Below are 25,681 nucleotides of genomic sequence, written 5' to 3' on the forward strand. Positions count from 1 at the left end.
TCTCCCCCTTATAAAGGCACACCTGCACTAATCACCAGCGCAAAGATAAAGGCGAATACGGCAAAGCCCTCTACAATCGCAGCCGGGGCTAACGACATACCAAATATCTCTGGACGGATTTTGGATACATTGATTGCAGAAGCACAACAACGCCCCTGCCATGCCGCGCTAAATAGAAGAGCCAAACCACACAACAAACCAATGGCAGCTAAGCCTGGCGCGTTATCGATTGTAATTTCTCGATTCAACGCAAACATAACCACGATGCCGTATATAGATTGCGACGACGGCATTGCAGCCACCCCAATATAACGACCATGACCTGTTTCGGTTTCTAACAGTGCACCACAGGCAGCTTGCCCCGCCTGAGCACAACCAATCATGCTACCGATTGCACCTAACGCCATTGGGCCGTATAGACCAGCCCAACCTAAAGCAATAATCAGGTTATCCAAGGTGAAACCTCCCGTTTAGCAAACGGCTTAAAGGCATAGCCCTCATCCGCCAGACTCCAGTTATAAAATTCGATTAAATTCAGACGCAAACCGTGAATCACACCACTGATCACGGTAAGTACGAAATTAAGAAGATGGCCTACAAGTAAGATAAGCACTTTAAATAACAAGCCAATCGCAGGCAGCGCAGCTGCGACATCTACCGCGAGTTGATTAAAGGTCATCGCCAACGAAGCACTGGCCAATCCCAAAGCAAACAGACGCAGATAGCTCAGAACATCACCAAATATTTTGGTTATCCCTGCAAGAGCCAAAACACCATCGAAGAGCCGACCCACACTCCATTCTGACTTTTCACTAGAGAAAAGAAGCACTAATGACAGACAAGCCGCCAATAACAGCCAATGAAAAACCTCAAAACCAACGATCCAGCCCCAAAGGGCCACAGTGACCGAGCCTGCCCAACCTAATGCAGCATACCTTCGAGTGCTACCACGCCTGACCCATGCCATCATCAAGTTAGCCAAAATCAGGTGTACGGCCCCGACAGATATTGAGAGCAACATCATGCTGTCAAAGTCATTCAGGTCCATCAGCTTGAAACCCTGTAACCACGCAAAGGGGGCTTGGGCACCGAAGTAGCTCCCCACCAACACACCCCAAACAAAGCCTGCTACAGAAAGCGCTGCACCCATAGCACGCAAACGCAGCCCTGTTTCAGAACGCCCCATATCTCGCCAGTAAAACAGCAAAATCGCAGCCAACAACAGCGAATAGCCTGCATCGGACATGATCAACGCAAAGAAGCTAACAAAGGAAAAGAACACCACACGCGAAGGGTCCCAGCTGCGGTAGCCAGGCATCTGGAAGAAATGCACCACCTCTTCACCACCAGCAACAGAGGTTGGATTCTGTAAAAGTGTCGGGGGCAGCTCATCAGGTTTAGGAGCTTCGAGCTGTAACACCATACTTTGCTGATCAGCAAAGCGCTGTAACGACTCTATGCTGTCCTTAGCGACCCAGCCCTGAATAGCAAAGATCTCATCCCGATCTAAAGTCTGATCGGATACTTCCGCTAGCTGCGCATCATCCTCAGTACCCGCAATGGATCTCTGCAGAAGATAGATCCATCGTGTGAGCGCCTCGCGTTCGGCCTCAACGGTTTCCAGTTCGACCTCTATATCTTCCAGTTCACGTTGCAACTGTTCGAGCGGAATAGCACCAGTATGAGTACGGGTGACAGGCATAGCATTTAGCGGCGGCTCTGTTTCTGAAATAACCGTGATATAGCTATAGCGATTATCTCGATGGACGCATTGCCAAGGCAGCTCCGTTTTCTCTACCTCTTTCATCTTGTAGTTAGGCACAAGATAAAACCACAAACGACGACCGTATAACTCACCTTCCTCAGGCAGGATAAAACTCCCCCAAGGTTTGAGATCTTTTATACGTTTACGCAAAAAATCATGCCGTTCCACCAGCTTCAGCCGCAAGCTACGGTTTTGATCAACTTTGTCTGTAACCTCCAGCAGATCAAAATGACGCTCACTGACTACCTGCTTACGCTTTTGCTTAGAGTTCAACAGATAGTGCAACACACCATGGAGCTGTTCAGGACTCACTTGATGCTCTAGCTTCAGTTGAGATTTTTGCGGAGCTACCAAAGGAATAACATGCATGACTCCCAAGGCTTGCAAAGCATCGAGAATAGATACCTTTTCCTCTGTTAAACCAACCAAGGTTGCTTTTTTAAGAGACTGAATACTCATAGCTGCAGCCTCCGACGTTTGCTTTTCGCAATCTTGGCGCGCACAACACCCGCACGCTCTGCATCAGATAAAGCGATACGGATCTTGCGGATATTTTTTTCAGTCTGCGGAATCAAAACCTTATCGAATAGATTTAAGCGCTGGGTCGTTTTCTGTAATCCAGTTTCCAATATCTGTAAGCGCTGTTGGTAGATCCTGATCTCTATTTCCAGCCTTAAAGCTTGTTCCTGCAGTAACAAAACTGTATCGACCCAATGGGGCAAAACCAAACGAGAGTATTCAGATAGCTCAACCTTAAACTCAGCTAATTCAGGCAGCTCTAGCCCGACTAAATTGCTGTACTTAACTTCCACCTTTTGGACCTGTAGCAACTGGCTAAGCTCGATCTCCGCACCCGCCAGCATTGGTAGTTTCTCAGATACACAAAGGTGAAGGTCTTGTAGCTTTAGCTGGTTAGCTTGCAGAAGCTGCTGGGTTTCTTGTCTCGCAGCCAGAAGCTGTTTTCGCTTTAAATCTAAGGCGGGCACGAACTGACGAAACGCTTTTAAGCGTCCGCCCTCGCGATTTAATGTGGTCTTATTGAGTGCTAGCTTCGCCACAAATCATCCCTAAGCCTGAGCTAAATTTTGCGCTGGAAAATATTTATCCACCAACGTCTTCTTCATCAACAATTCTTGCGGCTCGAAACATTCAGCCAGCGTCAGCCAGCACTGATCTAACGCTTGCTCTAACGGCATAGTGACATGTATATCCATAAACCGATCTCGGAACAGCTCACCAAATTTAAGTAAGCGCTCATCATATTCACTTAGCTCAAATGACATTGCCTGCTTCTGCGCTGCATCTTGTGATTCCGCATACAAACGCACCATAGTGTTCATAATCTGACTATGATCTTCTCGGGTGACTTTACCGATCACATGCTGCTTTAAGCGCGATAGGGAACCGAACGGATCGATCACACCATCGTGTAGATAGAACTGACCTTCGGTGATATAGCCGGTGTTATCAGGTACAGGGTGGGTAACATCGTCACCCGGCATTGTCGTAACAGAAAGGATAGTTACAGAGCCTGCGCCTTTGTAATCACAGGCTTTTTCATAACGACGCGCCAGTTGCGAATAGAGATCCCCTATATAACCTCGGTTTGAGGGTACATGCTCCATCGAGATGCCCACCTCTTTAAGCGCGTCGGCGTAAGCGGTCATATCCGTGAGCAGTACCAGTACGCGCTTGCCCTCTTCAACGGCAAAGCGTTCGGCCACAGCTAACGCCATATCCGGAACCAACAATCCTTCTACAGTTGGATCTGAACCTTGGTGGACAAACATAACAGTTCGCGCTAACACGCCTGCTTCCTCAAATGCCTGACGGAAGAAGTGGTAATCATCGAACACCAAACCTATACCGCCAAAAACCACCACATCCGCATCTGCATGGGTGCCGATCTGCGCGAGTAACTGGTTATAAGGCTCTCCTGCCACAGAAAAAACAGGGATTTTTTGGCTCTCAACTAGACAATTAAACACATCGATCATCGGCACGTCGGTGCGAATCATATGCGATGCCAAAACACGTCTAGCCGGATTGACCGTAGGACCATCGATCTCAATTTTGGGCTCTTCAGTGAGCATCGGGCCATTATCTATAGCTCGACCTGTTCCGGAGAACGAGCGCCCAAGAATATTAGGAGAAAAAGTGACTTCCATGGAACGGCCAAGGAAGCGAACCACCGAATGGGTAGAGAGGCCTTTAGTTCCTGTAAAGACCTGAAGCGAGACCTCTTCACGATCAAGCAAAATGACTTGGGCCAAATTGGCTTCAGCGCCGTCATGTCTGTCATTTTCGATTAAAGCCAAATCACCAAAACAGATAGACGAAGCGCCATCTGTTAACGGCACATGTACTTTAACTATGTCACCAACAATTTCCAGAATACGAGAGTAACGTACCAATAACTGCGTCACTTCTACCTCCCTGTCATTCGGTTACAACTTTAAAACTCTTCTAAGCGCCAGACATCGTAGGCTGGCTCTTCGTAAGGATGAGCTGATTTCATTGCATCAACGGCCTGACGTATCAACTCATCGCTGCAAACCAGCTCAACTTTCCACTCTTCAACCGTCTCAACATTACCTTGCTGCCCTATATGCGGATCACTACCTTCTAAAGGGCGAAACTGCCCCTGACCTAGCACCTGCCAACAGCAACAATCATAGTTACCAATTCGTCCTGCACCTGTTGCGAACAGAGCTGCTTTAACTTGTTCTAAATTTTCATCGGGAACAAAGAAACTTAGTTTATACACCGAAGTTTTACCGTTTTATTTAACTGTTCTACCATATTAGGTATCTGCTCAGATATACAATCCGATATAGGCGCCATAGTCTCAGTTTGACCTAGCTGAACCAGAAACAAACTGATCTGCGGCAAGGGTTGTTCGAGTTTAAGCAACAACTGCCAACTCTCTGAGATACCCAAAGTATGACTACTTACTGGCGCATTTTGCATATGCAAAAACCCAGACCCATCCTCAATATACCTGTACTCTCCTGCTTTTTGCTCCATTTCACAGGCATCAATCACAATAACCTGATCAAACTGAGGCAATAGCGTCACTAAAGAGTGGGCAGGGGTGGTTAATTTCTCACAGACCACAGATTCAGGTAGCAGGCCTTTCAGGGCATCCACCAACACCCAACCAATTTGATCATCCCCATGGGAAGAGCCCAACCCCAATACCCCTAACTTCAAGGCTTACGCTCCGTTGTTAACTTTAGAAAGTGAGTTGCGCAGGAGATACATGGGTCATAATTACGAATCACTTGTTCGCTGTGTAAACGCAGCAAGTCATCGGGCTGGTCCAAGCCAAATTCACTTAGGGAATAAAGCAAGTCTTGTTCGATACGTGCTTGGTTTTGACTGGTCGGCGGGACGATTTTCGCCTCTACAATTAAGCCTGCTTTATCCACTGTGTATCGATGCCATAGCAAACCGCGGGGCGCTTCACTCCAACCGTATCCAGTACCCACTTGCGGGCTAACCTTAACTGCACTTTTTTCAGGAGACTGATACTTTTCCAGCAACTTAATCGCTTCATCCAAAGCAAAACAGATCTCCACACCACGAGCCAACATGCTGTGGAACATATTCTGACTTGGGAAAGGGTTGCCCAATTTACGAAGTAGCTTTTGTAGAAAATCAGGCAGCCTCTGATGATTCAGATTTATCCTTGCCAGAGGGCCTACAAGATAGTCTTGGCCATTGAGATGACTCCACAGCGCCGTCGAGTGTGGTGACTGGCTCTCGGCAAAGTAGGTTTCATATTCGCTCTCAGTGATATTCAATCCTGAGCTACTAACGAGACGGCCTTCACCGAGCGGATAGCTATTCGCTGTCAGCGATACTGAATTAAAAGCCTGCCGATGATCCGGAACCTCAACCTCAGCCAACCATTCAACCATAGCAATCGCTTGAGGCAATATTTCCTGCAGACTCTGCTTGAGATCTAGGGCTTCAGTTACTGTAGGGGCTTTATGAAAACCACCCACTTTTATGCCAACAGGGTGCACTGAACGCCCACCCAAGAAACGCATAATCTGGTTACCCGCATCTTGAATAGCAAAGCCTCTTCGAACCTCATCGGGGTACTCTCCTGCGAGCTCCAACGCCGAGTTATGGCCAAAATAATCTGGCAACGCTAGTAAATGGATATGCAGACCATGACTTTGCAGCCACTCACCTAAATAGAGCAAACGCCGCATATCCTTTATCCATGGAGTTAGCTGCACCTGAAACAGAGATTCCAGAGCATTCACTGCACTGACTTGATAGGCCACAGGGCAGATCCCACAGATGCGCGCCACAATATCTGGAACTTCAGAAAAGTGCCGCCCCTCTAGAAACTTCTCAAAAAAGCGCGGTGGCTCATAAATTTTAAACTGCAATTGCTGCAACTTACCTTGCTCAATCTTGAGATGGAGTGCTCCCTCCCCTTCAACACGGGCAAGTGAGGGTACATCAATCTGAATCTTACGCTCAGTCATTCAGCTCTCCATTACCACCTTTAGGGACAGGACTGGGGTCAGGATGAATCAATTGAAAGCGTCGATTAACTTCCGCATCAACAAGGCCTAGACCGGATAAACGACGTGCCAACGCTGTATGATGAGACAGCTCTGCATCGCCATAACAGCCATAGCATGCTCTACCAAATTTGGGACACAAAGATCCGCACCCCAATCTTGTCACTGGCCCCATACAAGGCTCACCAGCAGTGACTAAAGTGCAGACCTGACCCGAGCGTTTACACTCGATACAGAGTTTTTCGCGTTCATCTTGGGGCATTACTCCCTCAAGCATTAAGCTGATCGCCGTTGATATTTGGCGACTATTGATTGGACAGCCCCAGAGCTCAAAATCAACTTTAACGTGATCTTTGATCGGCTCTGACCTATCCAAACTGTCGATAAATTCAGGCTGTGGATAAATGGCCCCTGGCCAAGTTTCCGGCGCATGAGCTAAGTTCTTCAGCGCTTGGATTCCACCAGAAGTTGCGCAAGCTCCCATGGTAATAAGATAACGACTGTTCTTACGTATCTGTTGAATTCGCTGAGTATCATGCTGAGTCACAATACTGCCTTCGATAAAGGCAATATCGACCTCTGCGCTTTCATCCAAAACACCAGCTTCTGCAAAGTGCTTTATCTCAACGCGAGTAGCTAAGGTCACCAACGCTTCGCCCATATTTAGCAATGCCAACTGACAACCATCACAGGAACTGAACTTATGCACAGCAATACGCGGTTTAGAGCTCATTACACGCCCTCCATGCCTAAACGATCACGTACAGCTGGGTAAGGAAAGACAGGACCATCCTTGCAGATAAAATCAGCACCAAACTGGCAATGACCACAATGCCCTACAGCGCACTGCATATTTCGCTCTAAGCTAAGAAATATCTGAGCTGGATCTATCCCTAAGCCAATAAGCTTTTCCGCCGCAGCATTCATCATCCCTTCGGGGCCGCAAATCATCGCCAATGCATTACTTGGATCAACCGTCACTTGATCAATTAGCTCGGTGATACGCCCTTTATGAAATGGCCACGCAGGCCCTGATTCATCCGCAGCAAGAAACACTTCAACATTCTCAAGCTGCCGCCATAGATCGTAGCGTTCACTCCAGATAAGATCATTACTGTGCTTAACGCCTTGAACAATACTCAGGCGTCGATAATGATCTCGTCTTTTCAGCGCATAATTGATTGCTGCTACGACTGGTGCACAACCCAGCCCACCAGTAACGATTAGAAGATCTTTATTTTTAGTGTCCGGCAGAGGCCAACCTCGACCAAATGGACCTCTTAGACCGATTTGATCTCCCTGTTTTAATTTCGCTAAGCCTTCAGTAACACGCCCTACGATCCTGATAGTGTGATCAATTACGCCTTCATCCTTAGGATCAGAAACGATCGAGATAGGCACCTCACCCACACCGAAAAGGTAAAGCATATTGAACTGCCCCGGCTCAAACTTATAGGCCGCTCGCTCTTTGAGGTCAGTCAACTGCAAACGAAGCGTAAAGATCGTCTTAGATTCACTAATCACCTCAGTAACAGTTGCAACCAAAGGTTTTTTACAGAAAACACTCATTCTTTGTCTCCTGTTATCAGGTTTGCTTCTGCCACAAAATCTATCTCTGCAGGACACCAGGTCATACAGCGTCCGCAGCCAGTACAACCTGAGCGGCCATATTGGGTTTGCCAAGTATCTAGCTTATGGATCATCCACTGTTGGTAACGCTGCTTAACGGTTTGTCGAACTTGAAATCCTGCAAGCTGCCCATGAGATTCTCCAAAACAGCTATCCCACTCTCTGACGTGCTCGCTCTCAGCACCATTAAGCTGTGGTTCTTCATGCTGTCGATGGCAGAAACAAGTGGGGCAGACCATAGTGCAGTTACCACAAGCAAGGCAGCGCTCGGCAACATCATCCCATTGCGGATGATCTCTTCGACTTTGCAGATCATCTTTAGCTATAAGGTTGAGTGATCGAATTTGTTGTTGCTCGGCCGTTCGAATCTGCTCCTTGGCAGCATCATCCATCGCTTCAGTCACTTCCTGCAGCGGCAATTGATCGACTATGGTGACGCCTTTTTCAGAGCCGGATTGAATAAGAAAACCGTCATCTAACTCGGTCAGCAGGATGTCATACCCTTGCTTAACCTCAGGGCCGTCACCGGTAGAGACACAGAAACAAGTTTCTGCCGAAACATTGCAATTAACAGCAATTAAAAACAGCCCTTGCCGCTTTCCTTGGTAACCGGGGTCAACAAAATCACCTTCTAGAAAATGCTGATCCTGCAGTTTCAACGCGGCAAGATCACAGGCTTTCACCCCTATGATCGCAACTTTATCTTGCGCTTGTTCAGACACTAAAAATTGCAAACGACCATCATCACCACGCTTCGCCTGCCAGATAACATCTCGAGCAGGATACAGAAGCGGCTTCAGAGCCGAAGGTCCATTCGCCCAATTAAACTGACGTGGAGAATCACTGTGCTTGAGTCGATACCGCCCCGGAACCTGTTGATCCGTCCACCCTTGCGGCAGATCACTAACAGATTGGAGATCATCAAAAACAATAGCTCCATCGCGAACTTGAGGACCATGCAGCCTAAAGCCTTGCTTAAGCAAAAGCTCAAACAGCTCAGTTAAATCCTTCCTCATGAGAAAAGCAGATTGAGAAATCGCCATTCACTCCCCCTCCCTTACTCTTTTAATATTAGCCTAAACTACTAGACAAGCTTCGAGATTTGGGGTGGTTTTAGCCTTCAATTACACAATCATAAATGACACTATGAAAAGGTGTGCTAACCCAGACATTAATCGCATCTATTTTGAGTTTAGATATGAAAGTTCTTGTCGTTGAAGATAGCCAGTTGGTAAGCCGAGTACTGCAAAGGTTATTTCAAACCGCTGATCTCCCAGTGGAAGTCATATTCTGTGAAAGCCTTCTTCAAGCTCAAGAAAAGGTAGACCTTTACGAAGATATTTTTGCAGCACTTGTAGATCTAAATCTGCCCGACGCGCCAAAAGGCGAAATTGTCGATCTCATTCTCGCGCAAAACATACCGACAATAGTCCTGACAGGTAGTTACGACGACGATAAACGTGAATCCTTGCTTCAAAGAGGAGTCGTGGACTATATAATCAAGGAGAGTCGCTTCTCTTATGAATATGCCGTTCAGTTAGTTCACCGATTACTAAAAAACCAAGCTATCAAGGTTTTATTAGTCGAAGACTCTTCGTCCTATCGACTCTTGGTACGTAAACAGCTCGAAAAGCACCTCTATCAAGTAATTGAAGCCTGCGATGGTCAAGAAGGTTTTGCTAAGCTGCAGCATGATCCCGAGATCAAACTGATTCTAACCGACTATGAAATGCCCAATATGAATGGCATTGAGTTGGTACAAGCAATTCGACGCGAATACGAAACCTCGGAATTAAAGATCATCGGCATATCAGCTGCCGAAAGCCCTGCTCTTTCAGCTAAATTTATTAAAAGTGGCGCAAACGACTTTTTAACTAAGCCGTTTAACTATGAAGAGCTCCACTGCCGAGTGATGCATAACATCGAGCAGATGGACTTAGTGGCTCAGATCCAAGATGCTGCTAACCGTGACTTTCTTACTGGTTTACATAACCGTAGATACCTGTTCGAACAGGCTGAAAAACAACTAGGTCCATCGCAAAGCAAAGCTTGTTTAGCCATGCTGGATTTAGACTTCTTTAAACGGATCAATGATGACTTTGGTCATGACGCCGGAGACTCGGTACTCACGCAGTTAGCCAATCTATTAAGAAATACCTTTAACCGCTTTCTACACGCACGAATTGGCGGTGAAGAGTTCTGTATTCTTCTCAATGGCTTAAATCAGGAACAAGCTGAGCTGCTGATGCAGCATTTCTGTCAGCTGGTAAATGACACCGTGTTTACCTACAAGGATCAAGCCCTACCGGTGACCGTCAGTATTGGTCTAGTTGAGCGCGAATTAGATAGTTTCAGCCAGATGCTGAACCGGGCTGATGAGATGCTATACAAGGCAAAAGAGGCAGGTAGAAACAATGTATGCAGTGAATAACTCTCTGTAGCACACAGAAAAAACCAACAAAAAAAGCCGCTAATATAGCGGCTTTTTTCTAGCATTCAGGGCTCTTATTTAAGACCCAGAATATCCTGCATATCGTACAGGCCATTCTCTTTAGCTGCTAACCACTTACAAGCACGTACAGCGCCTTTAGCGAAAGTTAGACGGTTACTCGCCTTATGCGTGATCTCGATACGCTCACCCTCTGTACCAAATAGCACAGTGTGATCACCTACGACATCACCAGCACGGATCGTTTCAAAACCGATCTCACCACGAGGACGCGCGCCTACCTGACCTTCACGACCATAAACGGCACACTCTTTCAGATCACGTCCCAACGCATCAGCAACCACTTCACCCATACGCAGTGCTGTACCCGAAGGTGAATCCACTTTGTGACGGTGGTGAGCTTCGATCACTTCGATATCGTAATCATCGTTACCTAGCGCTTTAGCTGCGATCTCAAGCAACTTGAAGCACAAGTTCACACCAACACTCATGTTTGGTGCGAATACAATGGCAACACTCTCAGCGGCTTTATCTAGAACTTCTTTCTGTTCATCAGTCAAACCTGTCGTACCGATAACAACCTGCTTACCGTGAGTAGTACAGAAACGAACATTCTCAAGAGTGACTTCTGGCGCAGTAAAGTCGATTAGCACGTCAAAATCAGCAACCGCTTCATGCAAAGAACCAACAATCTTAACGCCTAGCTTACCAACACCTGCAACTTCACCGGCATCTGCGCCGATCAAAGAACTATCAGGCTCAACAATAGCTGCACCTAATTCGATGCCTTCAGCCATCTGTAGCGCTTCGATATTTGCTTTACCCATACGACCGGCTGCGCCAGTAACTGCTACTTTAATCATGTAAGTTTCCGCTCTTATTTGTTTTTGTCGTGAAGGATATTCTGGTCCATATCCAATGCCGGTTTATCGCACTGAGGATGACCAACAGCACGGGCAGGTACGCCTACAACCGTTGTATGCCTTGGCACATCATCCAACACAACACTTCCGCCACCTACTTTGGCACCTGAGCCCACTTCGATGTTACCGAAGATCTTGGCACCCGCCGCAATCATAACGCCTTCACGAATTTTCGGATGACGATCACCACAATCTTTACCTGTACCACCTAAGGTTACAGATTGCAGGATAGAAACATCATTCTCGATCACACTGGTTTCACCCACAACAATACCTGTTGCGTGGTCAAACATTACGCCATGACCGATTTTAGCCGCAGGATGAATATCAACCTGCAACACACAACTAACTCTGCTCTGGATATAAAGCGCCATGCTCTTACGGCCTTTATTCCACATATAGTGAGCCACACGATACGCCTGAATTGCATGAAAACCCTTAAGGTACAGCAATACTGTCGCATATTTATCAATTGCAGGGTCTCGCGTACGTACCGCAGCTATATCAGCACATACTGCCTGCAAGATTTCAGGTGCTTCACGAAATACTTCTTCGATCACTAGACGAAAAGTCACTGCTGGCACCGCATCATCATGTAGTTTGCGGCTCAACAGATAAGCTAAAGCCGAACACAAGCTTTGATGTCCCAAGATATTAGCGTGGTAAAACCCCGCCAACACAGGTTCTTCAACAACTTCACGTTCGGCTTCTGCCGTAATTTCATCCCAAAGCCAAGTTGGGCATTCTGGATTCTGGCTCATGCCATCCCCATTCTTATAAAAATTTAAGGGGCAATAAATGCCCCTTAAAATTAGGTCATATCTTCAAAAAACTTTTTCACAGAATCAAAGAAGCCGTGCTTCTTCGGGCTGTGTTTATGCGTACCTTGTTCCATCTCGTCTTGGAACTCACGCAATAGTTCTTTCTGGCGGCTGCTCAACTTAACCGGTGTTTCTACAACGACTTTAACCAGAAGATCACCCGTAGATCCACCGCGAACAGGCGCTACACCCTTACCACGTAGACGGAACATTTTTCCGGTCTGCGTTTCGGATGGTACTTTCAACTTAACACGACCATCAAGGGTTGGTACTTCTAGCTCACCGCCCAATGCTGCATCAACAAAGCTGATCGGCACTTCGCAGTATAAGTGCTTACCGTCACGCTCAAAGATCGGATGATCTTTGACATGAACCTGTACATATAGATCGCCTGCTGGACCACCATGAGTACCCGCTTCGCCTTCACCCGCTAGACGGATACGATCGCCTGTATCAACACCTGCTGGGATCTTAACGTTAAGCGTCTTAGTCTTCTCTTTACGGCCATGACCATGACAGTCATTACACGGATCAGAGATAACCTTACCTTCACCATGACAAGTTGGGCAGGTCTGCTGAACAGAGAAAAAGCCCTGCTGCATGCGCACTTGGCCTTGACCGCCACAAGTGCCACAAATCTTCGCAGAAGTACCAGGCTTAGCACCGGAACCATCACAAGTTTCGCATTCGACTAGTGTAGGTACTTGAATGCTCTTTTCGACACCACGAACGGCCTCTTCCAGAGTCATCTCCATGTTGTAGCGTAAGTCAGCGCCACGTTGTACCGAGCTACGGCCGCCGCGACCACCGCCGCCACCGAATATATCGCCAAATACATCGCCAAAGATATCAGAGAAGTTTCCGTCAAAGCCGCCACCGTGACCACCACGCATGTTCGGATCGACACCGGCATGACCGTATTGATCGTACGCAGCTTTCTTCTGAGCGTCAGATAACACTTCGTAAGCTTCGTTTACTTCTTTGAACTTATCTTCTGCTTCCGTATCGTCCGGGTTACGGTCCGGATGATATTTCATCGCCATACGGCGGAAAGCTTTCTTGATATCGCGATCAGATGAATCCTTAGATACACCTAATACTTCGTAATAATCTCGTTTTGACATGGTCACTACACTATACAGTCACAACACTGTTTTCGGCTTTACGCCGGATATGACAACGCGGGCATAGAGCCCGCGGTGCCGAGTAATTCGACTTTGCAGCATCGTTAAACACTGCAAAGTTCTACGCTTATTTAGCTCGTTTCAGCTAAAAGGCGACTTATTTTTTGTCGTCTTTAACTTCTTCGAACTCAGCGTCTACTGCATCATCGTTACCGCCAGCTTGTTGCTGTTCAGCACCGCCTGCACCTTGCTCAGCTTCAGCTTGCTGTGCAGCTTCTGCGTACATCTTCTGAGCAACACCAGAGATCGCTTCAGTAAGTGCAGTAGTTTTAGCTTCGATAGCGTCTTTGTCGTCGCCTTTAAGCGCTTCTTCAAGTTCGGCAGTTGCTGCTTCAACAGCTGCTTTCTCTTCGTCAGTCGCTTTATCGCCCGCTTCTTCCATTGTCTTCTTAGCAGAGTGAACCATTGCATCGCCCTGGTTACGCGCTGTAGTCAGTTCTTCGAACTTCTTATCTTCTTCAGCGTGAGCTTCTGCATCGTTTACCATCTGATCGATCTCGTCATCGCTCAGACCAGAAGAGGCTTTGATTACGATAGACTGCTGTTTACCAGTCGCTTTATCTTGCGCTGATACGTTAAGGATACCGTTGGCATCAAGGTCGAAAGTTACTTCGATCTGAGGCACACCGCGTGGTGCTGGTGGGATCTCAGCCAAATCGAAACGACCTAGAGATTTGTTCTGTGCCGCTTGCTTACGCTCACCCTGTACAACGTGAATTGTTACAGCGTTTTGGTTGTCGTCTGCAGTAGAGAAGATCTGAGACTTCTTAGTTGGGATAGTCGTGTTCTTCTCGATTACTGGAGTAGCTACGCCACCCATAGTTTCGATACCAAGCGTTAGAGGCGTTACGTCTAGTAGTAGAACGTCTTTAACGTCACCCGCTAGTACCGCACCTTGAATCGCTGCACCCATTGCTACAGCTTCGTCAGGGTTAACGTCTTTACGCGCTTCTTTACCGAAGAATTCAGCAACTTTTTCCTGAACCATTGGCATACGAGTCTGACCACCAACCAAGATAACTTCGTCGATTTCAGATGCGCTTAGATCAGAATCTTGTAGAGCGATCTTACATGGCTCTAGAGAGCGCTGAACTAGTTCTTCTACTAGAGACTCAAGCTTCGCACGCGTGATCTTAACGTTAAGGTGTTTAGGACCTGTAGCATCAGCAGTGATGTAAGGTAGGTTAACGTCAGTCTGCTGTGCAGAAGATAGTTCTACTTTAGCTTTCTCAGCACCTTCTTTAAGACGCTGTAGCGCTAGTGGATCGTTGTGTAGATCGATACCAGTGTCTTTCTTGAACTCATCAGCCAAGAACTCGATCAAACGTAGGTCGAAGTCTTCACCACCTAGGAATGTATCACCGTTAGTAGAAAGTACTTCGAACTGGTGCTCGCCATCTACTTCAGCGATCTCGATGATAGAGATATCGAAAGTACCACCACCTAGGTCATATACAGCGATAGTTTTGTCGCCTTTAGACTTGTCCATGCCGTATGCAAGAGCAGCAGCAGTTGGCTCGTTGATGATACGCTTAACTTCTAGACCAGCGATTTTACCCGCATCTTTAGTCGCCTGACGCTGAGCATCGTTGAAGTAAGCTGGTACAGTTACAACCGCTTCAGTTACTGTCTCGCCTAGGTAGTCTTCTGCAGTCTTCTTCATCTTCTTCAGAATTTCTGCAGAGATCTGAGGTGCAGCTAGCTGCTCACCTTTAACCTCAACCCAAGCATCACCGTTGTCAGCTTCAACGATTTTGTATGGCACCATTTTGATGTCTTTCTGTACAACATCATCTTTAAAACGACGACCGATTAGACGCTTGATAGCAAATAGCGTGTTGTCTGGGTTAGTAACCGCCTGACGTTTTGCAGGCTGACCAACTAAGATTTCACCTTCATCAGCGTAAGCGATGATAGAAGGTGTAGTACGATCACCCTCAGCATTTTCAATTACTTTAGATGTATCGCCGTCTAGGATAGAAACACAAGAGTTTGTAGTTCCTAAGTCAATACCGATGATTTTACCCATTTGTATCTGCTCCAATTCTTTCTAAACTGCCCGTTCTGACGGACAGTGATTAATTCTATAAGTGACTTACTAGTCAGTATGAAATCTATATAAGTACGTTTCGCAGGGTTTCAAGGCCGAAACCAAAATTAAATTTACCGAACGTACCTTAAGCTTTAGCCACAACAACCATCGCAGGACGAACTAGACGGCCATGCAATGTGTAACCTTTCTGCATTACTGCAATAACTGTATTTGGCTTCGCATCTGGCGACTCAACCATAGACATCGCTTGGTGTAGTGCAGGATCAAATGCTTCACCTTGAGGATTAACCTGTTCCATCTGGAATTTAGCCAGACCAGATAGGAACATGTTCATAGTCATCTCAACGCCTTCTTTCATCGGCTTAACCGCTTCGTCATCACCGAAAGCTTCGATAGCGCGCTCTAGGCTATCGACGATTGGCAACATTTCGTTGGCAAACTTCTCTACGCCAAACTTGTGCGCCTTTTCCACGTCCTGTTCAGCACGGCGACGAACATTCTGAGCATCAGCCTGAACACGTAGCATCTGATCTTTTAGCGTCTCAACCTCAGCTACTGCTGCAGCTAGGTCAGCTGCCAATTTATCCGCATCTTGAGCAGTCTCTTCTGCAGCAACCTGTTCCGCTTCGCCTTGCTCAGCGTTTTCTTCTTGCGCGTCTGCCGCTGCCACAACCTCTTCTGATTGCTCAACTTTCTGCTCTTCTACTGGGTTCAGTTCTTCGTTTGCCATTGTGCTCTCCAGCCAGCCCATTCAATAAACTCGAGGGCGTCTGTTGGGTGTTAATATCAATTGCTCTTGAATATGGGGACAAAGAGAACGCTTTCAACAGATAAATTCGATTTTTTTACGCTAATTTCAGATAAAGATTGCATCCGATCAAAATATGACTTATACAGAAACCACTGTATAAAAACACATGTATTTTATTATGCTGAATCAATTATCTATTTGTGACTTTGCCATTGTTGATCACCTTGATCTGGAACTAAGCCAAGGCATGACCGTAGTCAGCGGTGAAACAGGTGCGGGTAAATCGATTATGCTCGACGCCCTAGGCCTAGCCTTAGGTAACCGCGCAGAGAGCGGTGTCGTACGCCAAGGCGCTGAGAAAGCCGACATCACAGCAAGCTTCAACATAGACAGCATCCCCGAAGCCTCTCAATGGCTGTCAGAGAATGATTTAGATAATGACGGTGAATGCATACTGCGCAGAGTGATCACTAAAGAGGGGCGCTCACGCTGCTATATCAATGGCCGCCCATCGCCTGCCAGCTTAGTGAAAAGCCTTGGCGAGCTGCTGATTGCTATTCATGGTCAACATGAACACCAACGCCTACTAAAAAAAGATCACCACCGCACGCTACTCGATAACTTTGCCGGACAGACTAAACTGGTCAGCCAAGTTCACAATAGCTACCAGCAATGGCATAAACTCGATAGCGAGCTAAAACGTCTCTCTGAACAAAGCGCCGAACAAACAGCACGCGTGCAGCTATTAAGCTATCAGATTGAAGAGTTAGACCAGCTCGCCTTAGCCGATGGCGAATTTAAGCAACTGGAAGAAGAGCAAAAAACTTTAGCTAATGCCGAGAGCATTCTGAATACAGGCCACCAGCTAATCAATCTAGCCAGCGATAGCGATGACGCCAACTGCGTACAACAACTGAATCACTGCCTGCAGCTTCTATCTGAAATCCAATCAGAATCGCCCTCAGTGCGACAAGCCAACGAGATGCTGAACTCGGCATTGATCCAAGTTGAAGAAGCCAGCAACGAGATCCGCCATTACATGGATCGCGTCAATGTTGACCCGAGCAGACAACAAGATGTCGAAGAACGCTTATCAACGATCTACGAGATTGCGCGTAAGCACCGCATTAACCCAGATGAGCTTTGCGAGTTCCATCAATCGCTTAGCCAAGAGCTATCCAGCCTAAGTCGCTCTGACGAAGAACTAGAGCAACTCGCCATTGATGTTGATAGCGCCAAAGCTGAATACCTCGCTTACGCTAACAAGTTAGGTACCAAACGATCAGCCGCCGCAAAAAAATTAGGCAAATTAGTCGATCAGCAACTGCATAATTTAGGCATGCCATCTGCGCAGATGTCTGTTGCATTAACCGCTTTAGAAAAACCAAGTCTGAACGGTTTGGAAGAAGTAGAGTTCCTGATTATTACCAATGCAGGCCAACCACCAAAACCATTAGGCAAAATCGCATCAGGTGGTGAGCTATCACGTATCAGTCTTGCTATCCAAGTAATCACAGCACAAACCTCCACCACCTCTACACTAATCTTTGATGAAGTCGATGTAGGTATTGGTGGTGCAATTGCGGAAGTCGTGGGTCGCCTACTAAGACAACTGGGTGAAAAAGCACAAATCCTATGCGTAACCCATCAGCCGCAAGTCGCGAGCCAAGGCCATCAACACCTATTTGTGAGCAAACAGACAGATAAAAAGAACACTCACACGCAGATCAATCAACTTTGCGCGGATAGTCGTGTTCAAGAGGTTGCACGTATGCTGGGTGGGATCGATATTACAGAACGCTCTATTGAGCATGCTAAAGAGATGCTTGCTCAAGCAAGCTAGACCTTAAGCCCCATACACATAGTTTTTGGAAGGGTATTCCATACACTAAAAAACCCGCTAATAGCGGGCTTTTTAGTTGTCACCAGAGCAAGTACTGCTTATTTTTCGTCTGCGTCTTTATGTACGCCGTATAGGTAAATAGTACGGTCAGTAACAGTGAAGCCCATAGACTCAGCGATCTCGTTTAGAAGCTCATTCAAACGAGGATCGTTAAATTCTTTTACAATGCCACTTTTTACGCAAACAATGTGGTCGTGCTCTTCATCACGCGCCAATTCAAATACAGAGTGACCACCTTCAAAGTGGTGACGCGTTACTAGACCAGCCGCTTCAAACTGAGTTAGTACACGGTAAACTGTTGCCAAACCAACATCTTCACCTTTTTCCATCAGCAACTTATAAATATCTTCAGCGCTGAAGTGATCACCTTCACCCGCTTGTTCTAGGATCTGATAAATTTTTACACGAGGTAAAGTTACCTTCAGACCTGCTTTTCTTAGTTCCTGATTTTCAAGTGACATAGTTATCTATTCTCTAAGCTGTTGGTGATTACATAATCATGCGGAAGCTGAATTGCTTGTTCAATAGCGCACGAAACTTTATTATCCGCATTTACGCACAATAGTGGAAGCAAAATTCTGATGCAAAAACTACTAATTGCTACAACTTTTACTGTAGCACTGACTCTGACCGGTTGTTCTGGTTTCCCAGGTGTTTATAAATTCGACATCCCACAGGGTAATGTTGTAACGCAAGAGATGGTAGACCAGCTTCGCCCAGGTATGAGCCAAAGCCAAGTTCGCTTCATCATGGGCTCACCACTAATTACAGATACCTTTCACGAAGGCCGTTGGGATTACCTATACACAAAGAAAAGTGGTGATGATGGCAGCTATAGCAAAGAGCGCATCTCTCTCTACTTCACAGATGGTAAGCTAAATGCCTTAAATGGTGACTTCCGTCCAGGTGGTAAGCGTAGCTAAACCTTAGCTACGCTGGCGTGCAGCTTATTCAGCTTCTTTCTTTGCTTTCACCTTAGCTGCGCGCTTAGCCCTTGCTTCCTTCGGATCAGCAATTAAAGGGCGATAGATCTCAACACGCTGACCTTCCCGCAAAATCGTCTCTTTAGGGTTCTTGATTGCTTTAGCAAAGATACCCATAGGATCATTCTCAGGATCGATCTGAGGATAAAGCTCCACAATGCCAGACTGGATAACCGCATCATAAGCAGTGCAATCATCAGCCACAGTCAAAGCTATGATTTTTTGCTCTGTAGGAAGGGCATAAGCGACTTCAACATTCATAGTGACACTTTCTCTTAAACGTATACTTGATCTGCGCGGGTTACGAAGGCATCAACCATAGTCGTTGCAACTTGGTTAAAAACCTTACTCATCGCCATAGAAGCAATTTTACCCGAGAATTCAAACTGTAAACTTAAGCTTACTTTACACGCTTCATCACTAAGCGGTTTGAAATCCCACACACCACTCAAGCGGGAAAAGGGTCCCTCTTCCAATTCAAGTGTCATGCTTACAGGGCGGTTAAGCTGATTTCGAGTGGTGAAGCTATATTTCAAGCCACCTTTAGAAAGGAACAAAGTCGCAACCAACTCATCGTCTGTGCGACTTATAATCTCGGTGCTAGCGCACCAGGGCAAAAACTCAGGATATCGTTCTACATCATTTATAAGATCAAACATCTCTTCTGCAGTGTGCAATACCAATGCACTGCGATCTACCTGAGTCATGCCTTTTTTTCATTCCTTTACTTCAACTTCTCAACTAGGTTGAGAATAAAGATTACAGCTACCGCTACTGGCGATACATATCGCAGCGCAATATACCATGCATTGAACAGTAAAGGAGAGGATATTGCCAATTCATCTTCAGCCATTTTACGAGTTACAAACCAACCCGCGAAGATTGCGATGAACAATCCACCCAATGGCAACATGACATTAGCCGTCATAAAGTCTAGGAAATCAAAGACATTGAAGCCCATCATCTTGACGTCAGAGATGAAGTTGAAAGAACCTAGCGCAGCGATACCTAAGCCCCAAACAACAAGACCTAGTGCGATACACGCAGGAACACGGCTCCAGCCAAACTTCTCAACCAACCAAGCAGCAGCTGGTTCGATTAGAGAGATAGCTGATGTCCAAGCAGCAATACCTACAAGCAAGAAGAATACAAAACCAAAGATCTGACCGCCAGGCATCTGACCAAAAGCAACAGGTAGCGTTACAAACATCAGACCAGGACCCGCACCAGGATCCATGCCATTAGCAAATACGATCGGGAAGATAACCAGACCAGCAATCAAAGCAACGATAGTATCCATTGCTGCGATTGTGATTACAGAACCGCCGATAGAGGTCTTCTTAGGCATGTATGAGCCGTAAGCCATAATCGCACCCATACCCAGAGATAGGGTGAAGAATGAGTGACCTAGCGCGATCAATACGGCATTCCAACTCAACTCAGAGAAATCGAAGTGGAATAGGAAATCAAAACCTTGAGAGAAGCCTTCCGTCTGCATGGAGTAACCAAGCATAATCAATAGAAGGATAAACAGCGCAGGCATCAATAGCTTAACAGCGTTTTCAAGACCTTTCTTAACACCACCAACGATAACCACCATTACCATTGCAACAAAGATCGTATGCCAGATCAGCAATGTCTGAGGGTCAGCTAGCAAGTCATTGAAGACCTTACCCGCATCATCACTACCAATAGAGATGAAATCGCCAGTACCCATACCAGCAATGTAATAAAGCACCCAACCCGCAACTACAGAGTAGAACGAGAAGATCATAAAGCCGGCTAGAACACCCATCCAACCAACAAATGACCATTTCCCTGAATGATTGGCTTCTATCGCCACATCCTTCATAGCATTGATAGGACTTTGTCTACCACGTCGACCGATGAAGACCTCTGCCATCATGATTGGAACACCAACCATCAAGATACAGACAAGGTATACCAGTACGAACGCACCGCCACCATTTTCGCCCGCAATATATGGGAACTTCCAAATATTACCTAAGCCAACTGCCGAACCAGTGGCCGCCAAAATAAAGATCCAACGAGATGCCCAAGCACCGTGGATAGACTTCTTTTCCTGCATGAACTGCTACTCTTCTGGGGGGTTAGTCGCGAAAAAACGCAAATTCTTTCACTTTTTACTTATTAAGTACATCGTTGACTGCTCAAAAAGTGCACACCCCGCTAGCTCCCCATAACTTTAGGGATTTCCCCTGTTTTCGATAGCAAAAACAGAGCTTTTTATTGTGCAGATTGCACATTCAGAACTTTGTAGAAGTAGATGAACAAATAGAAATAGTTTTCCCTAATTGCAAGGCGCTTTCCCTTAGCAAGCCTGATCTATATAATCGCCCGCCATGGCCAAGAAAAAGAAAGCCCCTTCGGGCAACACAATTTGTCAAAACAAAAAAGCACGTCACGAATACCTCATTTCGGATAAATTCGAAGCAGGTCTCGTTCTGACTGGCTGGGAAGTAAAAAGCCTACGCGAAGGACGCGCGCAACTGGTGGAATCCTACGTGGTTATCCACAAAGGCGAAGCTTGGTTAGTCGGTGCACATTTCACTCCGCTGAAAACAGCCTGCACCCACGTAGTCGCAGATCCAACCCGTGATCGCAAACTGTTACTTAACCATCGCGAGCTGGTAAAGATCATCAACGCGACTGAAGCCAAAGGCTTCACTTGTGTAGCACTCTCCCTTTACTGGAAAGGCAATCGTATCAAATGCGAAATTGCGCTAGCCAAAGGTAAGAAGCAACACGATAAGCGTGCCGCAGACAAAGACAAAGACTGGGCTCGCCAGAAACAACGCCTTATGGCAGCTAAATAGCTGCCATAAATATCTATTTTCCCCCGCTCCCTTTCAAAAAATATCCGCCTCTTTTTCCGCACAGCAAAAACCCAAAAAACCTTCTTTGAAACAACAATCTAAGCACCTCTCAAGCCAATTCTTTTTGCACTTTACAGGCACAAAACCTTAAACAACCGTTTAAAAAACTTGTTTCAAAATCTTGAAATCGGTTATTTTGCATGCAATAGTTCACAAAAAATAATAGAAACCGCAAGGAAGTGGTATGCGCGTTATCACGGAGAGATACAGTGCAAGCTCAGAGTTATCAAATTCAGGTTAATGGTATTGGCGCAGCCAATATTCTGACAATCAGCCAAGCGCACAGCAGTCTGGGCATCACTAAACGTGAATGCGTGGAACGAATCTTAACCTCACCTTCCATTCTGAAATCAGATCTTAAGCTTGAGCAAGCAAAGCGGATTCAACAAGCACTAACTCAATTTCAACTTCCTTGCGAAATTGTTGATAACCAGACGAAAATCCCTCCTACAGATCAATCTTTTGAAGTCGCCTGCTATATCCAAGATTTCACTCATGTTACCGAATTCGCTGCAGAAGTAGCTGCTTTTTTAGGACAAACCAGTGAAGAGATGATTGCGAGTTTGACGCAAATCCCAGCTGTGCTTATTGGACGTATTTCAAAACAGATCGCCCAAGAATTTATCGAACGCTTCCGAAAACCGGGCATTGAGTTGATCGCCTCTACCACAAATAGCGCGCGTTATTCGGCCATCGCCTTTATGCCGAGTTTCAGCGATTCGATCAAAAGCCATTACTTACGTTTAGGTTTGGCCCCCCAAACCAATGCCCCCCATTGCACTCAATGGTTTGCCAATGACCTAGCATTAAACCAAGCAGAATCTATTTGGCAAAAAGCATCTGAGCTACACCTACCGGTTAGCATTCAAAATCACGACTACCTAAGGTTTGATTTATCGCTCACAAAGCTCGCTGAAGATGCCGAACAAGCTACTCTATCTGATTGGTTACTCGATCGCTGTGAGATTCCCAAGCAGGTTCACCCTACTCTATTTAAAAGACTCCCCATCATCATTCAAAAATGCCTTTCGCTAGAAAGTTCCAAAGCGATGATGGCAGAGCTACAGCAACTTAATTGTGATGCGGAAGCAATAGCAATTCAAAGCAGCCGGTTTGATATCGAATTGAATCAACTACAGCCCTCACATATGTCAGCGCTTGGCAATCTACTTAAAACCATTATGCGTCGCGTTATTGCCATTCCAGAAGCCAAAGCAGGTCAGCTAACTCTGAACCTCTCGGCTAACCAACACCAAGCGCTGTGGGTAATCCACGAAGTACAAAAGTCCGGAATTAAAGCTCGTCTGATAAAAACAACCGATGTAGGAGCAACCCACTAATGCAGCCACAGAAAGTTAGTTTTTCCGACACCCTCGATGGTATTGGCCTACTATTACGAAGGCAGCAATATAAAGAGGCATTAGAGCAAACCCACCAGCTCAGTCAAATGGCTATGCAGCAGCAATTACAACTCATGCTGCAACGATTCTTAGCCGAGCTTTGCATGGAATGCCTCGAGCTCAGCGGCAATTTCGAAACCGCCCTACAGTTTTGCGAATACAGCTTGGAGCAGTATCAAGAACAAACTGGTGTTCAGAGCAATGAAGCTCAAAAAGACCGCCTAACATTAGAGCTTCGAAAACTATGCCTATTGATCAAATTAGATCGTCGTAGCGAAGCGTTTACACACAGCAAAACTTTGCTAGCACATGCTAATGATCAACAAAAACGTAACCTCCATCCCATTATCAATCGCATAAATCGCTACAGCAGCGGCGCGGTTGAAATGCTAACAGCCGAACAGAAGAAGATCGGGCTGTTTCACTTTTCCGACATACTTGCCACACACGGAGCAAAAGCAATAACCGAATAAACACACTTACGCACCCAGACAAAGTTGTAGAAGGGATTTCATTCTATCGCCCTCAACTGAGCCGATGGAAAACGCAACCGCTTCAGATGAAGCAGGACCAAATCCAGAATGGATCTGGTCGAACAAGGGAGAGATGCGATGAACTTTGATAATCAGGTTGCAGGAATGACGCCTGGGCAGATCATGCAAGATCTGCCAATACCCGACCTCATAGAAAAAACCGCTAAAGCGATAGCCTCAGCTCAATACGAGCTGGATGCAACCTCAGTAAAAGCAGCCACTTTGCTTAGCGAAACCTTTGTTGAGTTTAATGATGCCGAGGGTAACGGCAGAGAACGCAGCCTATTAGAACTGGGGTTTATTCCACAGTTTTACCATTTCACCGAAACAGAGATGGAATTTAAGGTCACTATATCTATCCGAGTGGAAGCTGGGATTGATCTAGGTGTAGATCTTGGCGCGGGTACCTCTAAAAATTCGAGCTTACCCGTTGCTTTCGCAGGGACGATCTCTTTTGATCTCCACCACAAATATGAATTTGATATGGAAGCCGTTACCCGTATCAAAACCATTATGCGTTCAGTTCCACCACCACAAGCCTTTCTCGACGCGATTCGTGTCCACGCAGCAAACGGTGGTGGCAGTATCTCAGCAGACCCTATTGCCCCCTTAACCGATACACCTTCGCCGCAACCCGAACCAGTGCCAGTCGCTGATGATCCTCAGCCGACACCAACAGACGATGGGGATAACGACGGTGATCCCGAAGACAACGGTTAAATAAACTAGGGACAACAGCATGTCGCACAATAAAGTCATGGCCACGCTTGAGCAATCGCCCCTACCTGGCCTGCTCAATCAGCTAGGCCTAGCCATCGCATCCGCGCAGCAGGAGTTAGATCGCAACTCGATCGAAATGGCGATGCAATTAGGCGATGCCGAAAACTACGGTGTGGATACAGGTAATGGCGAAAAGCAGTCCCTGCTAAGTCTTGGTTTTTCGCCAGTGTTTTATCACTTTAATGAAGCCACAATTGATCTCAAAGTGTCTTTATCCACATCCACAACTACCGAATCAAAATTCAGTACATCAGCCACCGTTGGTGGTGCTGTTTACTTCGTTATGTTCGCTGCAACGGTTAGCGCTTCGTTTAGTAACAAATACAGTTTCTCTTCCGAAGCCAGCAGTGCGATTACAGCACGCATAGCCTCAATACCGCCGCCTGCTGCCTTCCAAAACTGGCTCGCTAGCAGGCCTGCTACCAACAAAACAAACCAAGACGATACCGAGTAAAGCTCGATCAATTACAGGAGTAAACCATGTCAAGGATAGGAAGAGACCTCACTAATGTCCCTATGGGAAGACTAATTCGAGATATGGCGTTTGCTATAGCAGATGCTCAGTTCGAATTAGACCAAGCCAGCGTCAAAGTCGCACAATTGATGGGCGGCCGACTGCCGGTACTGGATGAGAATGGCAACATCACCGAAACACAAGATACCCGCGTGTACTTCGGTAAAGATGAAGATGGTGCGCCACAGAAGCTAAGCATGATGGAACTTGGTTTTTCACCAACTTTCTATCAGTTCACCAACAATATTATTGAAGTAAAAATTGCTATTAAGCTCTCACAAGAGCATGAATCCAGCAGAACAACCAATACTAAGAAGGACCACTACAAACGCAATGGCGGTGTTTGGGGCTGGATAAGCGGCAGCAAAACTAAAGTCGGTACAACTACTGTCGACGCGACATATTCAAGCAAGTTCAACTACAGTGCGGAAGGCTCCAGCTTATTGCGCTGTAACTTAGTACCAATCCCTGCTCCAGCGATGTTTGAGGAGCGAGTCCGAGCGTTAATCGAAAACGAAAGCGACTCAGAAGACTAACCCCAAACCGGAGTAT

General features: G+C 46.4%; 28 protein-coding genes. 9 read left to right on the plus strand and 19 right to left on the minus strand.

Going from position 1 to position 25,681, the window contains the following annotated elements; genetic code table 11:
• Nucleotides 1-8: 8 nt before the first annotated feature.
• From ACMXYN_RS15830 to ACMXYN_RS15875, 10 genes are read right to left on the minus strand one after another with little or no spacing between them, the layout of a single operon-like run.
• Nucleotides 9-455, minus strand: coding sequence for an ATP synthase subunit C (locus ACMXYN_RS15830; RefSeq protein WP_415882568.1), 447 nt, complete (start codon nucleotides 453-455; stop codon nucleotides 9-11).
• Complete coding sequence (locus ACMXYN_RS15835) at nucleotides 443-2,224, minus strand: V-type ATP synthase subunit I (RefSeq protein WP_415892667.1); 1,782 nt, start codon at nucleotides 2,222-2,224, stop codon at nucleotides 443-445. Before ACMXYN_RS15835 ends, ACMXYN_RS15830 begins: the two co-directional genes overlap by 13 nt.
• Nucleotides 2,221-2,823, minus strand: coding sequence for a V-type ATP synthase subunit D (locus ACMXYN_RS15840; protein WP_415892668.1), 603 nt, complete (start codon nucleotides 2,821-2,823; stop codon nucleotides 2,221-2,223). Before ACMXYN_RS15840 ends, ACMXYN_RS15835 begins: the two co-directional genes overlap by 4 nt.
• Nucleotides 2,824-2,832: 9 nt before the next feature.
• Nucleotides 2,833-4,191, minus strand: a complete 1,359-nt coding sequence (locus tag ACMXYN_RS15845) for a V-type ATP synthase subunit B (RefSeq protein ID WP_415892669.1) — start codon at nucleotides 4,189-4,191, stop codon at nucleotides 2,833-2,835.
• Between the two features lie 29 nt (nucleotides 4,192-4,220).
• Nucleotides 4,221-4,532, minus strand: coding sequence for an NGG1p interacting factor NIF3 (locus ACMXYN_RS15850; protein WP_415892670.1), 312 nt, complete (start codon nucleotides 4,530-4,532; stop codon nucleotides 4,221-4,223).
• Nucleotides 4,520-4,978: a hydrogenase maturation protease gene (locus ACMXYN_RS15855; RefSeq protein WP_415892671.1), complete on the minus strand. Its 459-nt coding sequence runs from the start codon at nucleotides 4,976-4,978 to the stop codon at nucleotides 4,520-4,522. The genes ACMXYN_RS15850 and ACMXYN_RS15855 overlap by 13 nt, the downstream gene beginning before the upstream one ends.
• On the minus strand, nucleotides 4,975-6,270 hold the full coding sequence (locus ACMXYN_RS15860) for a Ni/Fe hydrogenase subunit alpha (RefSeq protein WP_415892672.1): 1,296 nt from the start codon (nucleotides 6,268-6,270) through the stop codon (nucleotides 4,975-4,977). The genes ACMXYN_RS15855 and ACMXYN_RS15860 overlap by 4 nt, the downstream gene beginning before the upstream one ends.
• Nucleotides 6,263-7,042: a sulfhydrogenase subunit delta gene (locus ACMXYN_RS15865; protein WP_415892673.1), complete on the minus strand. Its 780-nt coding sequence runs from the start codon at nucleotides 7,040-7,042 to the stop codon at nucleotides 6,263-6,265. Before ACMXYN_RS15865 ends, ACMXYN_RS15860 begins: the two co-directional genes overlap by 8 nt.
• Nucleotides 7,042-7,878: an FAD/NAD(P)-binding protein gene (locus tag ACMXYN_RS15870; RefSeq protein WP_415892674.1), complete on the minus strand. Its 837-nt coding sequence runs from the start codon at nucleotides 7,876-7,878 to the stop codon at nucleotides 7,042-7,044. Before ACMXYN_RS15870 ends, ACMXYN_RS15865 begins: the two co-directional genes overlap by 1 nt.
• Entirely contained in the window at nucleotides 7,875-8,981 is a 1,107-nt protein-coding gene (locus ACMXYN_RS15875; RefSeq protein WP_415892675.1) for a 4Fe-4S dicluster domain-containing protein, read from the minus strand. The genes ACMXYN_RS15870 and ACMXYN_RS15875 overlap by 4 nt, the downstream gene beginning before the upstream one ends.
• 155 nt (nucleotides 8,982-9,136) lie before the next feature.
• Here ACMXYN_RS15875 and ACMXYN_RS15880 point away from each other — a divergent pair, with 155 nt between their 5' ends.
• The gene (locus ACMXYN_RS15880) at nucleotides 9,137-10,369 is read left to right on the plus strand and encodes a diguanylate cyclase (RefSeq protein ID WP_415892676.1); all 1,233 of its coding nucleotides are present in this window, start codon (nucleotides 9,137-9,139) and stop codon (nucleotides 10,367-10,369) included.
• A 74-nt stretch (nucleotides 10,370-10,443) separates the two neighbouring features.
• Here ACMXYN_RS15880 and dapB read toward each other — a convergent pair whose 3' ends face one another.
• From dapB to grpE, 5 genes are all read right to left on the minus strand, one after another.
• A complete protein-coding gene (gene dapB / locus ACMXYN_RS15885; RefSeq protein ID WP_415892677.1) occupies nucleotides 10,444-11,250 on the minus strand; it encodes a 4-hydroxy-tetrahydrodipicolinate reductase in 807 nt (268 codons plus the stop codon).
• A 14-nt stretch (nucleotides 11,251-11,264) separates the two neighbouring features.
• The gene (gene cysE, locus ACMXYN_RS15890) at nucleotides 11,265-12,071 is read right to left on the minus strand and encodes a serine O-acetyltransferase (RefSeq protein WP_415892678.1); all 807 of its coding nucleotides are present in this window, start codon (nucleotides 12,069-12,071) and stop codon (nucleotides 11,265-11,267) included.
• Between the two features lie 50 nt (nucleotides 12,072-12,121).
• On the minus strand, nucleotides 12,122-13,255 hold the full coding sequence (gene dnaJ, locus ACMXYN_RS15895) for a molecular chaperone DnaJ (RefSeq protein ID WP_415892679.1): 1,134 nt from the start codon (nucleotides 13,253-13,255) through the stop codon (nucleotides 12,122-12,124).
• A 157-nt stretch (nucleotides 13,256-13,412) separates the two neighbouring features.
• Nucleotides 13,413-15,344, minus strand: coding sequence for a molecular chaperone DnaK (gene dnaK, locus ACMXYN_RS15900; RefSeq protein WP_415892680.1), 1,932 nt, complete (start codon nucleotides 15,342-15,344; stop codon nucleotides 13,413-13,415).
• A gap of 148 nt (nucleotides 15,345-15,492) precedes the next feature.
• Nucleotides 15,493-16,098: a nucleotide exchange factor GrpE gene (grpE, locus tag ACMXYN_RS15905; RefSeq protein WP_415892681.1), complete on the minus strand. Its 606-nt coding sequence runs from the start codon at nucleotides 16,096-16,098 to the stop codon at nucleotides 15,493-15,495.
• Nucleotides 16,099-16,297: 199 nt separating this feature from the next.
• Between grpE and recN the strand changes: the two genes are divergently transcribed.
• Nucleotides 16,298-17,962 (plus strand): DNA repair protein RecN, encoded by a 1,665-nt coding sequence (gene recN, locus ACMXYN_RS15910; protein WP_415892682.1) that lies wholly within the window; start codon nucleotides 16,298-16,300, stop codon nucleotides 17,960-17,962.
• Between the two features lie 98 nt (nucleotides 17,963-18,060).
• Here recN and fur read toward each other — a convergent pair whose 3' ends face one another.
• Nucleotides 18,061-18,483, minus strand: a complete 423-nt coding sequence (gene fur / locus ACMXYN_RS15915; RefSeq protein ID WP_415889448.1) for a ferric iron uptake transcriptional regulator — start codon at nucleotides 18,481-18,483, stop codon at nucleotides 18,061-18,063.
• A gap of 120 nt (nucleotides 18,484-18,603) precedes the next feature.
• Here fur and ACMXYN_RS15920 point away from each other — a divergent pair, with 120 nt between their 5' ends.
• Nucleotides 18,604-18,945, plus strand: coding sequence for an outer membrane protein assembly factor BamE (locus tag ACMXYN_RS15920; RefSeq protein WP_415892683.1), 342 nt, complete (start codon nucleotides 18,604-18,606; stop codon nucleotides 18,943-18,945).
• A gap of 24 nt (nucleotides 18,946-18,969) precedes the next feature.
• Here ACMXYN_RS15920 and ACMXYN_RS15925 read toward each other — a convergent pair whose 3' ends face one another.
• Genes ACMXYN_RS15925 through ACMXYN_RS15935 form a run of 3 tightly spaced genes read right to left on the minus strand, consistent with a single transcriptional unit; the run spans nucleotide 18,970 to nucleotide 21,094 of the window.
• Nucleotides 18,970-19,266 carry an RnfH family protein gene (locus tag ACMXYN_RS15925; RefSeq protein WP_415882587.1) on the minus strand — a complete coding sequence of 99 codons (297 nt, stop codon included), beginning with the start codon at nucleotides 19,264-19,266 and terminating at the stop codon, nucleotides 18,970-18,972.
• 14 nt (nucleotides 19,267-19,280) lie between these two features.
• Nucleotides 19,281-19,712, minus strand: a complete 432-nt coding sequence (locus ACMXYN_RS15930) for a type II toxin-antitoxin system RatA family toxin (RefSeq protein ID WP_415882588.1) — start codon at nucleotides 19,710-19,712, stop codon at nucleotides 19,281-19,283.
• Between the two features lie 17 nt (nucleotides 19,713-19,729).
• Nucleotides 19,730-21,094, minus strand: coding sequence for a sodium-dependent transporter (locus tag ACMXYN_RS15935; RefSeq protein ID WP_415892684.1), 1,365 nt, complete (start codon nucleotides 21,092-21,094; stop codon nucleotides 19,730-19,732).
• Nucleotides 21,095-21,368: 274 nt separating this feature from the next.
• On the opposite strand from ACMXYN_RS15935, the gene smpB reads away from it, so the two are divergent.
• The 6 genes from smpB (at nucleotide 21,369) to ACMXYN_RS15965 (ending at nucleotide 25,665) form a co-directional block, all read left to right on the plus strand.
• Nucleotides 21,369-21,842, plus strand: a complete 474-nt coding sequence (gene smpB / locus ACMXYN_RS15940; protein WP_415882590.1) for an SsrA-binding protein SmpB — start codon at nucleotides 21,369-21,371, stop codon at nucleotides 21,840-21,842.
• A gap of 269 nt (nucleotides 21,843-22,111) precedes the next feature.
• Nucleotides 22,112-23,242, plus strand: a complete 1,131-nt coding sequence (locus ACMXYN_RS15945; protein ID WP_415892685.1) for a hypothetical protein — start codon at nucleotides 22,112-22,114, stop codon at nucleotides 23,240-23,242.
• Complete coding sequence (locus ACMXYN_RS15950) at nucleotides 23,242-23,775, plus strand: hypothetical protein (protein WP_415892686.1); 534 nt, start codon at nucleotides 23,242-23,244, stop codon at nucleotides 23,773-23,775. The genes ACMXYN_RS15945 and ACMXYN_RS15950 overlap by 1 nt, the downstream gene beginning before the upstream one ends.
• 108 nt (nucleotides 23,776-23,883) lie before the next feature.
• Nucleotides 23,884-24,555 (plus strand): hypothetical protein, encoded by a 672-nt coding sequence (locus ACMXYN_RS15955; RefSeq protein ID WP_415892687.1) that lies wholly within the window; start codon nucleotides 23,884-23,886, stop codon nucleotides 24,553-24,555.
• Between the two features lie 19 nt (nucleotides 24,556-24,574).
• Nucleotides 24,575-25,069: a hypothetical protein gene (locus tag ACMXYN_RS15960; protein WP_415892688.1), complete on the plus strand. Its 495-nt coding sequence runs from the start codon at nucleotides 24,575-24,577 to the stop codon at nucleotides 25,067-25,069.
• A gap of 26 nt (nucleotides 25,070-25,095) precedes the next feature.
• Nucleotides 25,096-25,665, plus strand: coding sequence for a hypothetical protein (locus tag ACMXYN_RS15965; RefSeq protein ID WP_415892689.1), 570 nt, complete (start codon nucleotides 25,096-25,098; stop codon nucleotides 25,663-25,665).
• The last annotated feature ends 16 nt before the right edge of the window (nucleotides 25,666-25,681 follow it).

This window comes from Neptuniibacter sp. PT8_73 (genome assembly GCF_047778045.1).
In the GTDB taxonomy this organism is placed as follows: Bacteria; Pseudomonadota; Gammaproteobacteria; order Pseudomonadales; family Balneatricaceae; genus Neptuniibacter.

What these genes read in the sequence shown, in the direction of transcription:
- cysE (WP_415892678.1), bottom strand. Translation starts at nt 12,071, where the DNA reads ATGAGCCAGAATCCAGAATGCCCAACTTGGCTTTGGGATGAAATTACG.
- ACMXYN_RS15875 (WP_415892675.1), bottom strand. Translation starts at nt 8,981, where the DNA reads ATGGCGATTTCTCAATCTGCTTTTCTCATGAGGAAGGATTTAACTGAG.
- recN (WP_415892682.1), top strand. Translation starts at nt 16,298, where the DNA reads ATGCTGAATCAATTATCTATTTGTGACTTTGCCATTGTTGATCACCTT.
- ACMXYN_RS15930 (WP_415882588.1), bottom strand. Translation starts at nt 19,712, where the DNA reads ATGACTCAGGTAGATCGCAGTGCATTGGTATTGCACACTGCAGAAGAG.
- ACMXYN_RS15870 (WP_415892674.1), bottom strand. Translation starts at nt 7,878, where the DNA reads ATGAGTGTTTTCTGTAAAAAACCTTTGGTTGCAACTGTTACTGAGGTG.
- dnaJ (WP_415892679.1), bottom strand. Translation starts at nt 13,255, where the DNA reads ATGTCAAAACGAGATTATTACGAAGTATTAGGTGTATCTAAGGATTCA.
- ACMXYN_RS15835 (WP_415892667.1), bottom strand. Translation starts at nt 2,224, where the DNA reads ATGAGTATTCAGTCTCTTAAAAAAGCAACCTTGGTTGGTTTAACAGAG.
- ACMXYN_RS15920 (WP_415892683.1), top strand. Translation starts at nt 18,604, where the DNA reads ATGCAAAAACTACTAATTGCTACAACTTTTACTGTAGCACTGACTCTG.
- smpB (WP_415882590.1), top strand. Translation starts at nt 21,369, where the DNA reads ATGGCCAAGAAAAAGAAAGCCCCTTCGGGCAACACAATTTGTCAAAAC.
- ACMXYN_RS15865 (WP_415892673.1), bottom strand. Translation starts at nt 7,042, where the DNA reads ATGAGCTCTAAACCGCGTATTGCTGTGCATAAGTTCAGTTCCTGTGAT.
- ACMXYN_RS15935 (WP_415892684.1), bottom strand. Translation starts at nt 21,094, where the DNA reads ATGCAGGAAAAGAAGTCTATCCACGGTGCTTGGGCATCTCGTTGGATC.
- ACMXYN_RS15960 (WP_415892688.1), top strand. Translation starts at nt 24,575, where the DNA reads ATGTCGCACAATAAAGTCATGGCCACGCTTGAGCAATCGCCCCTACCT.
- grpE (WP_415892681.1), bottom strand. Translation starts at nt 16,098, where the DNA reads ATGGCAAACGAAGAACTGAACCCAGTAGAAGAGCAGAAAGTTGAGCAA.
- ACMXYN_RS15925 (WP_415882587.1), bottom strand. Translation starts at nt 19,266, where the DNA reads ATGAATGTTGAAGTCGCTTATGCCCTTCCTACAGAGCAAAAAATCATA.
- ACMXYN_RS15955 (WP_415892687.1), top strand. Translation starts at nt 23,884, where the DNA reads ATGGATCTGGTCGAACAAGGGAGAGATGCGATGAACTTTGATAATCAG.
- ACMXYN_RS15880 (WP_415892676.1), top strand. Translation starts at nt 9,137, where the DNA reads ATGAAAGTTCTTGTCGTTGAAGATAGCCAGTTGGTAAGCCGAGTACTG.
- dapB (WP_415892677.1), bottom strand. Translation starts at nt 11,250, where the DNA reads ATGATTAAAGTAGCAGTTACTGGCGCAGCCGGTCGTATGGGTAAAGCA.
- dnaK (WP_415892680.1), bottom strand. Translation starts at nt 15,344, where the DNA reads ATGGGTAAAATCATCGGTATTGACTTAGGAACTACAAACTCTTGTGTT.
- fur (WP_415889448.1), bottom strand. Translation starts at nt 18,483, where the DNA reads ATGTCACTTGAAAATCAGGAACTAAGAAAAGCAGGTCTGAAGGTAACT.
- ACMXYN_RS15860 (WP_415892672.1), bottom strand. Translation starts at nt 6,270, where the DNA reads ATGACTGAGCGTAAGATTCAGATTGATGTACCCTCACTTGCCCGTGTT.
- ACMXYN_RS15950 (WP_415892686.1), top strand. Translation starts at nt 23,242, where the DNA reads ATGCAGCCACAGAAAGTTAGTTTTTCCGACACCCTCGATGGTATTGGC.
- ACMXYN_RS15965 (WP_415892689.1), top strand. Translation starts at nt 25,096, where the DNA reads ATGTCAAGGATAGGAAGAGACCTCACTAATGTCCCTATGGGAAGACTA.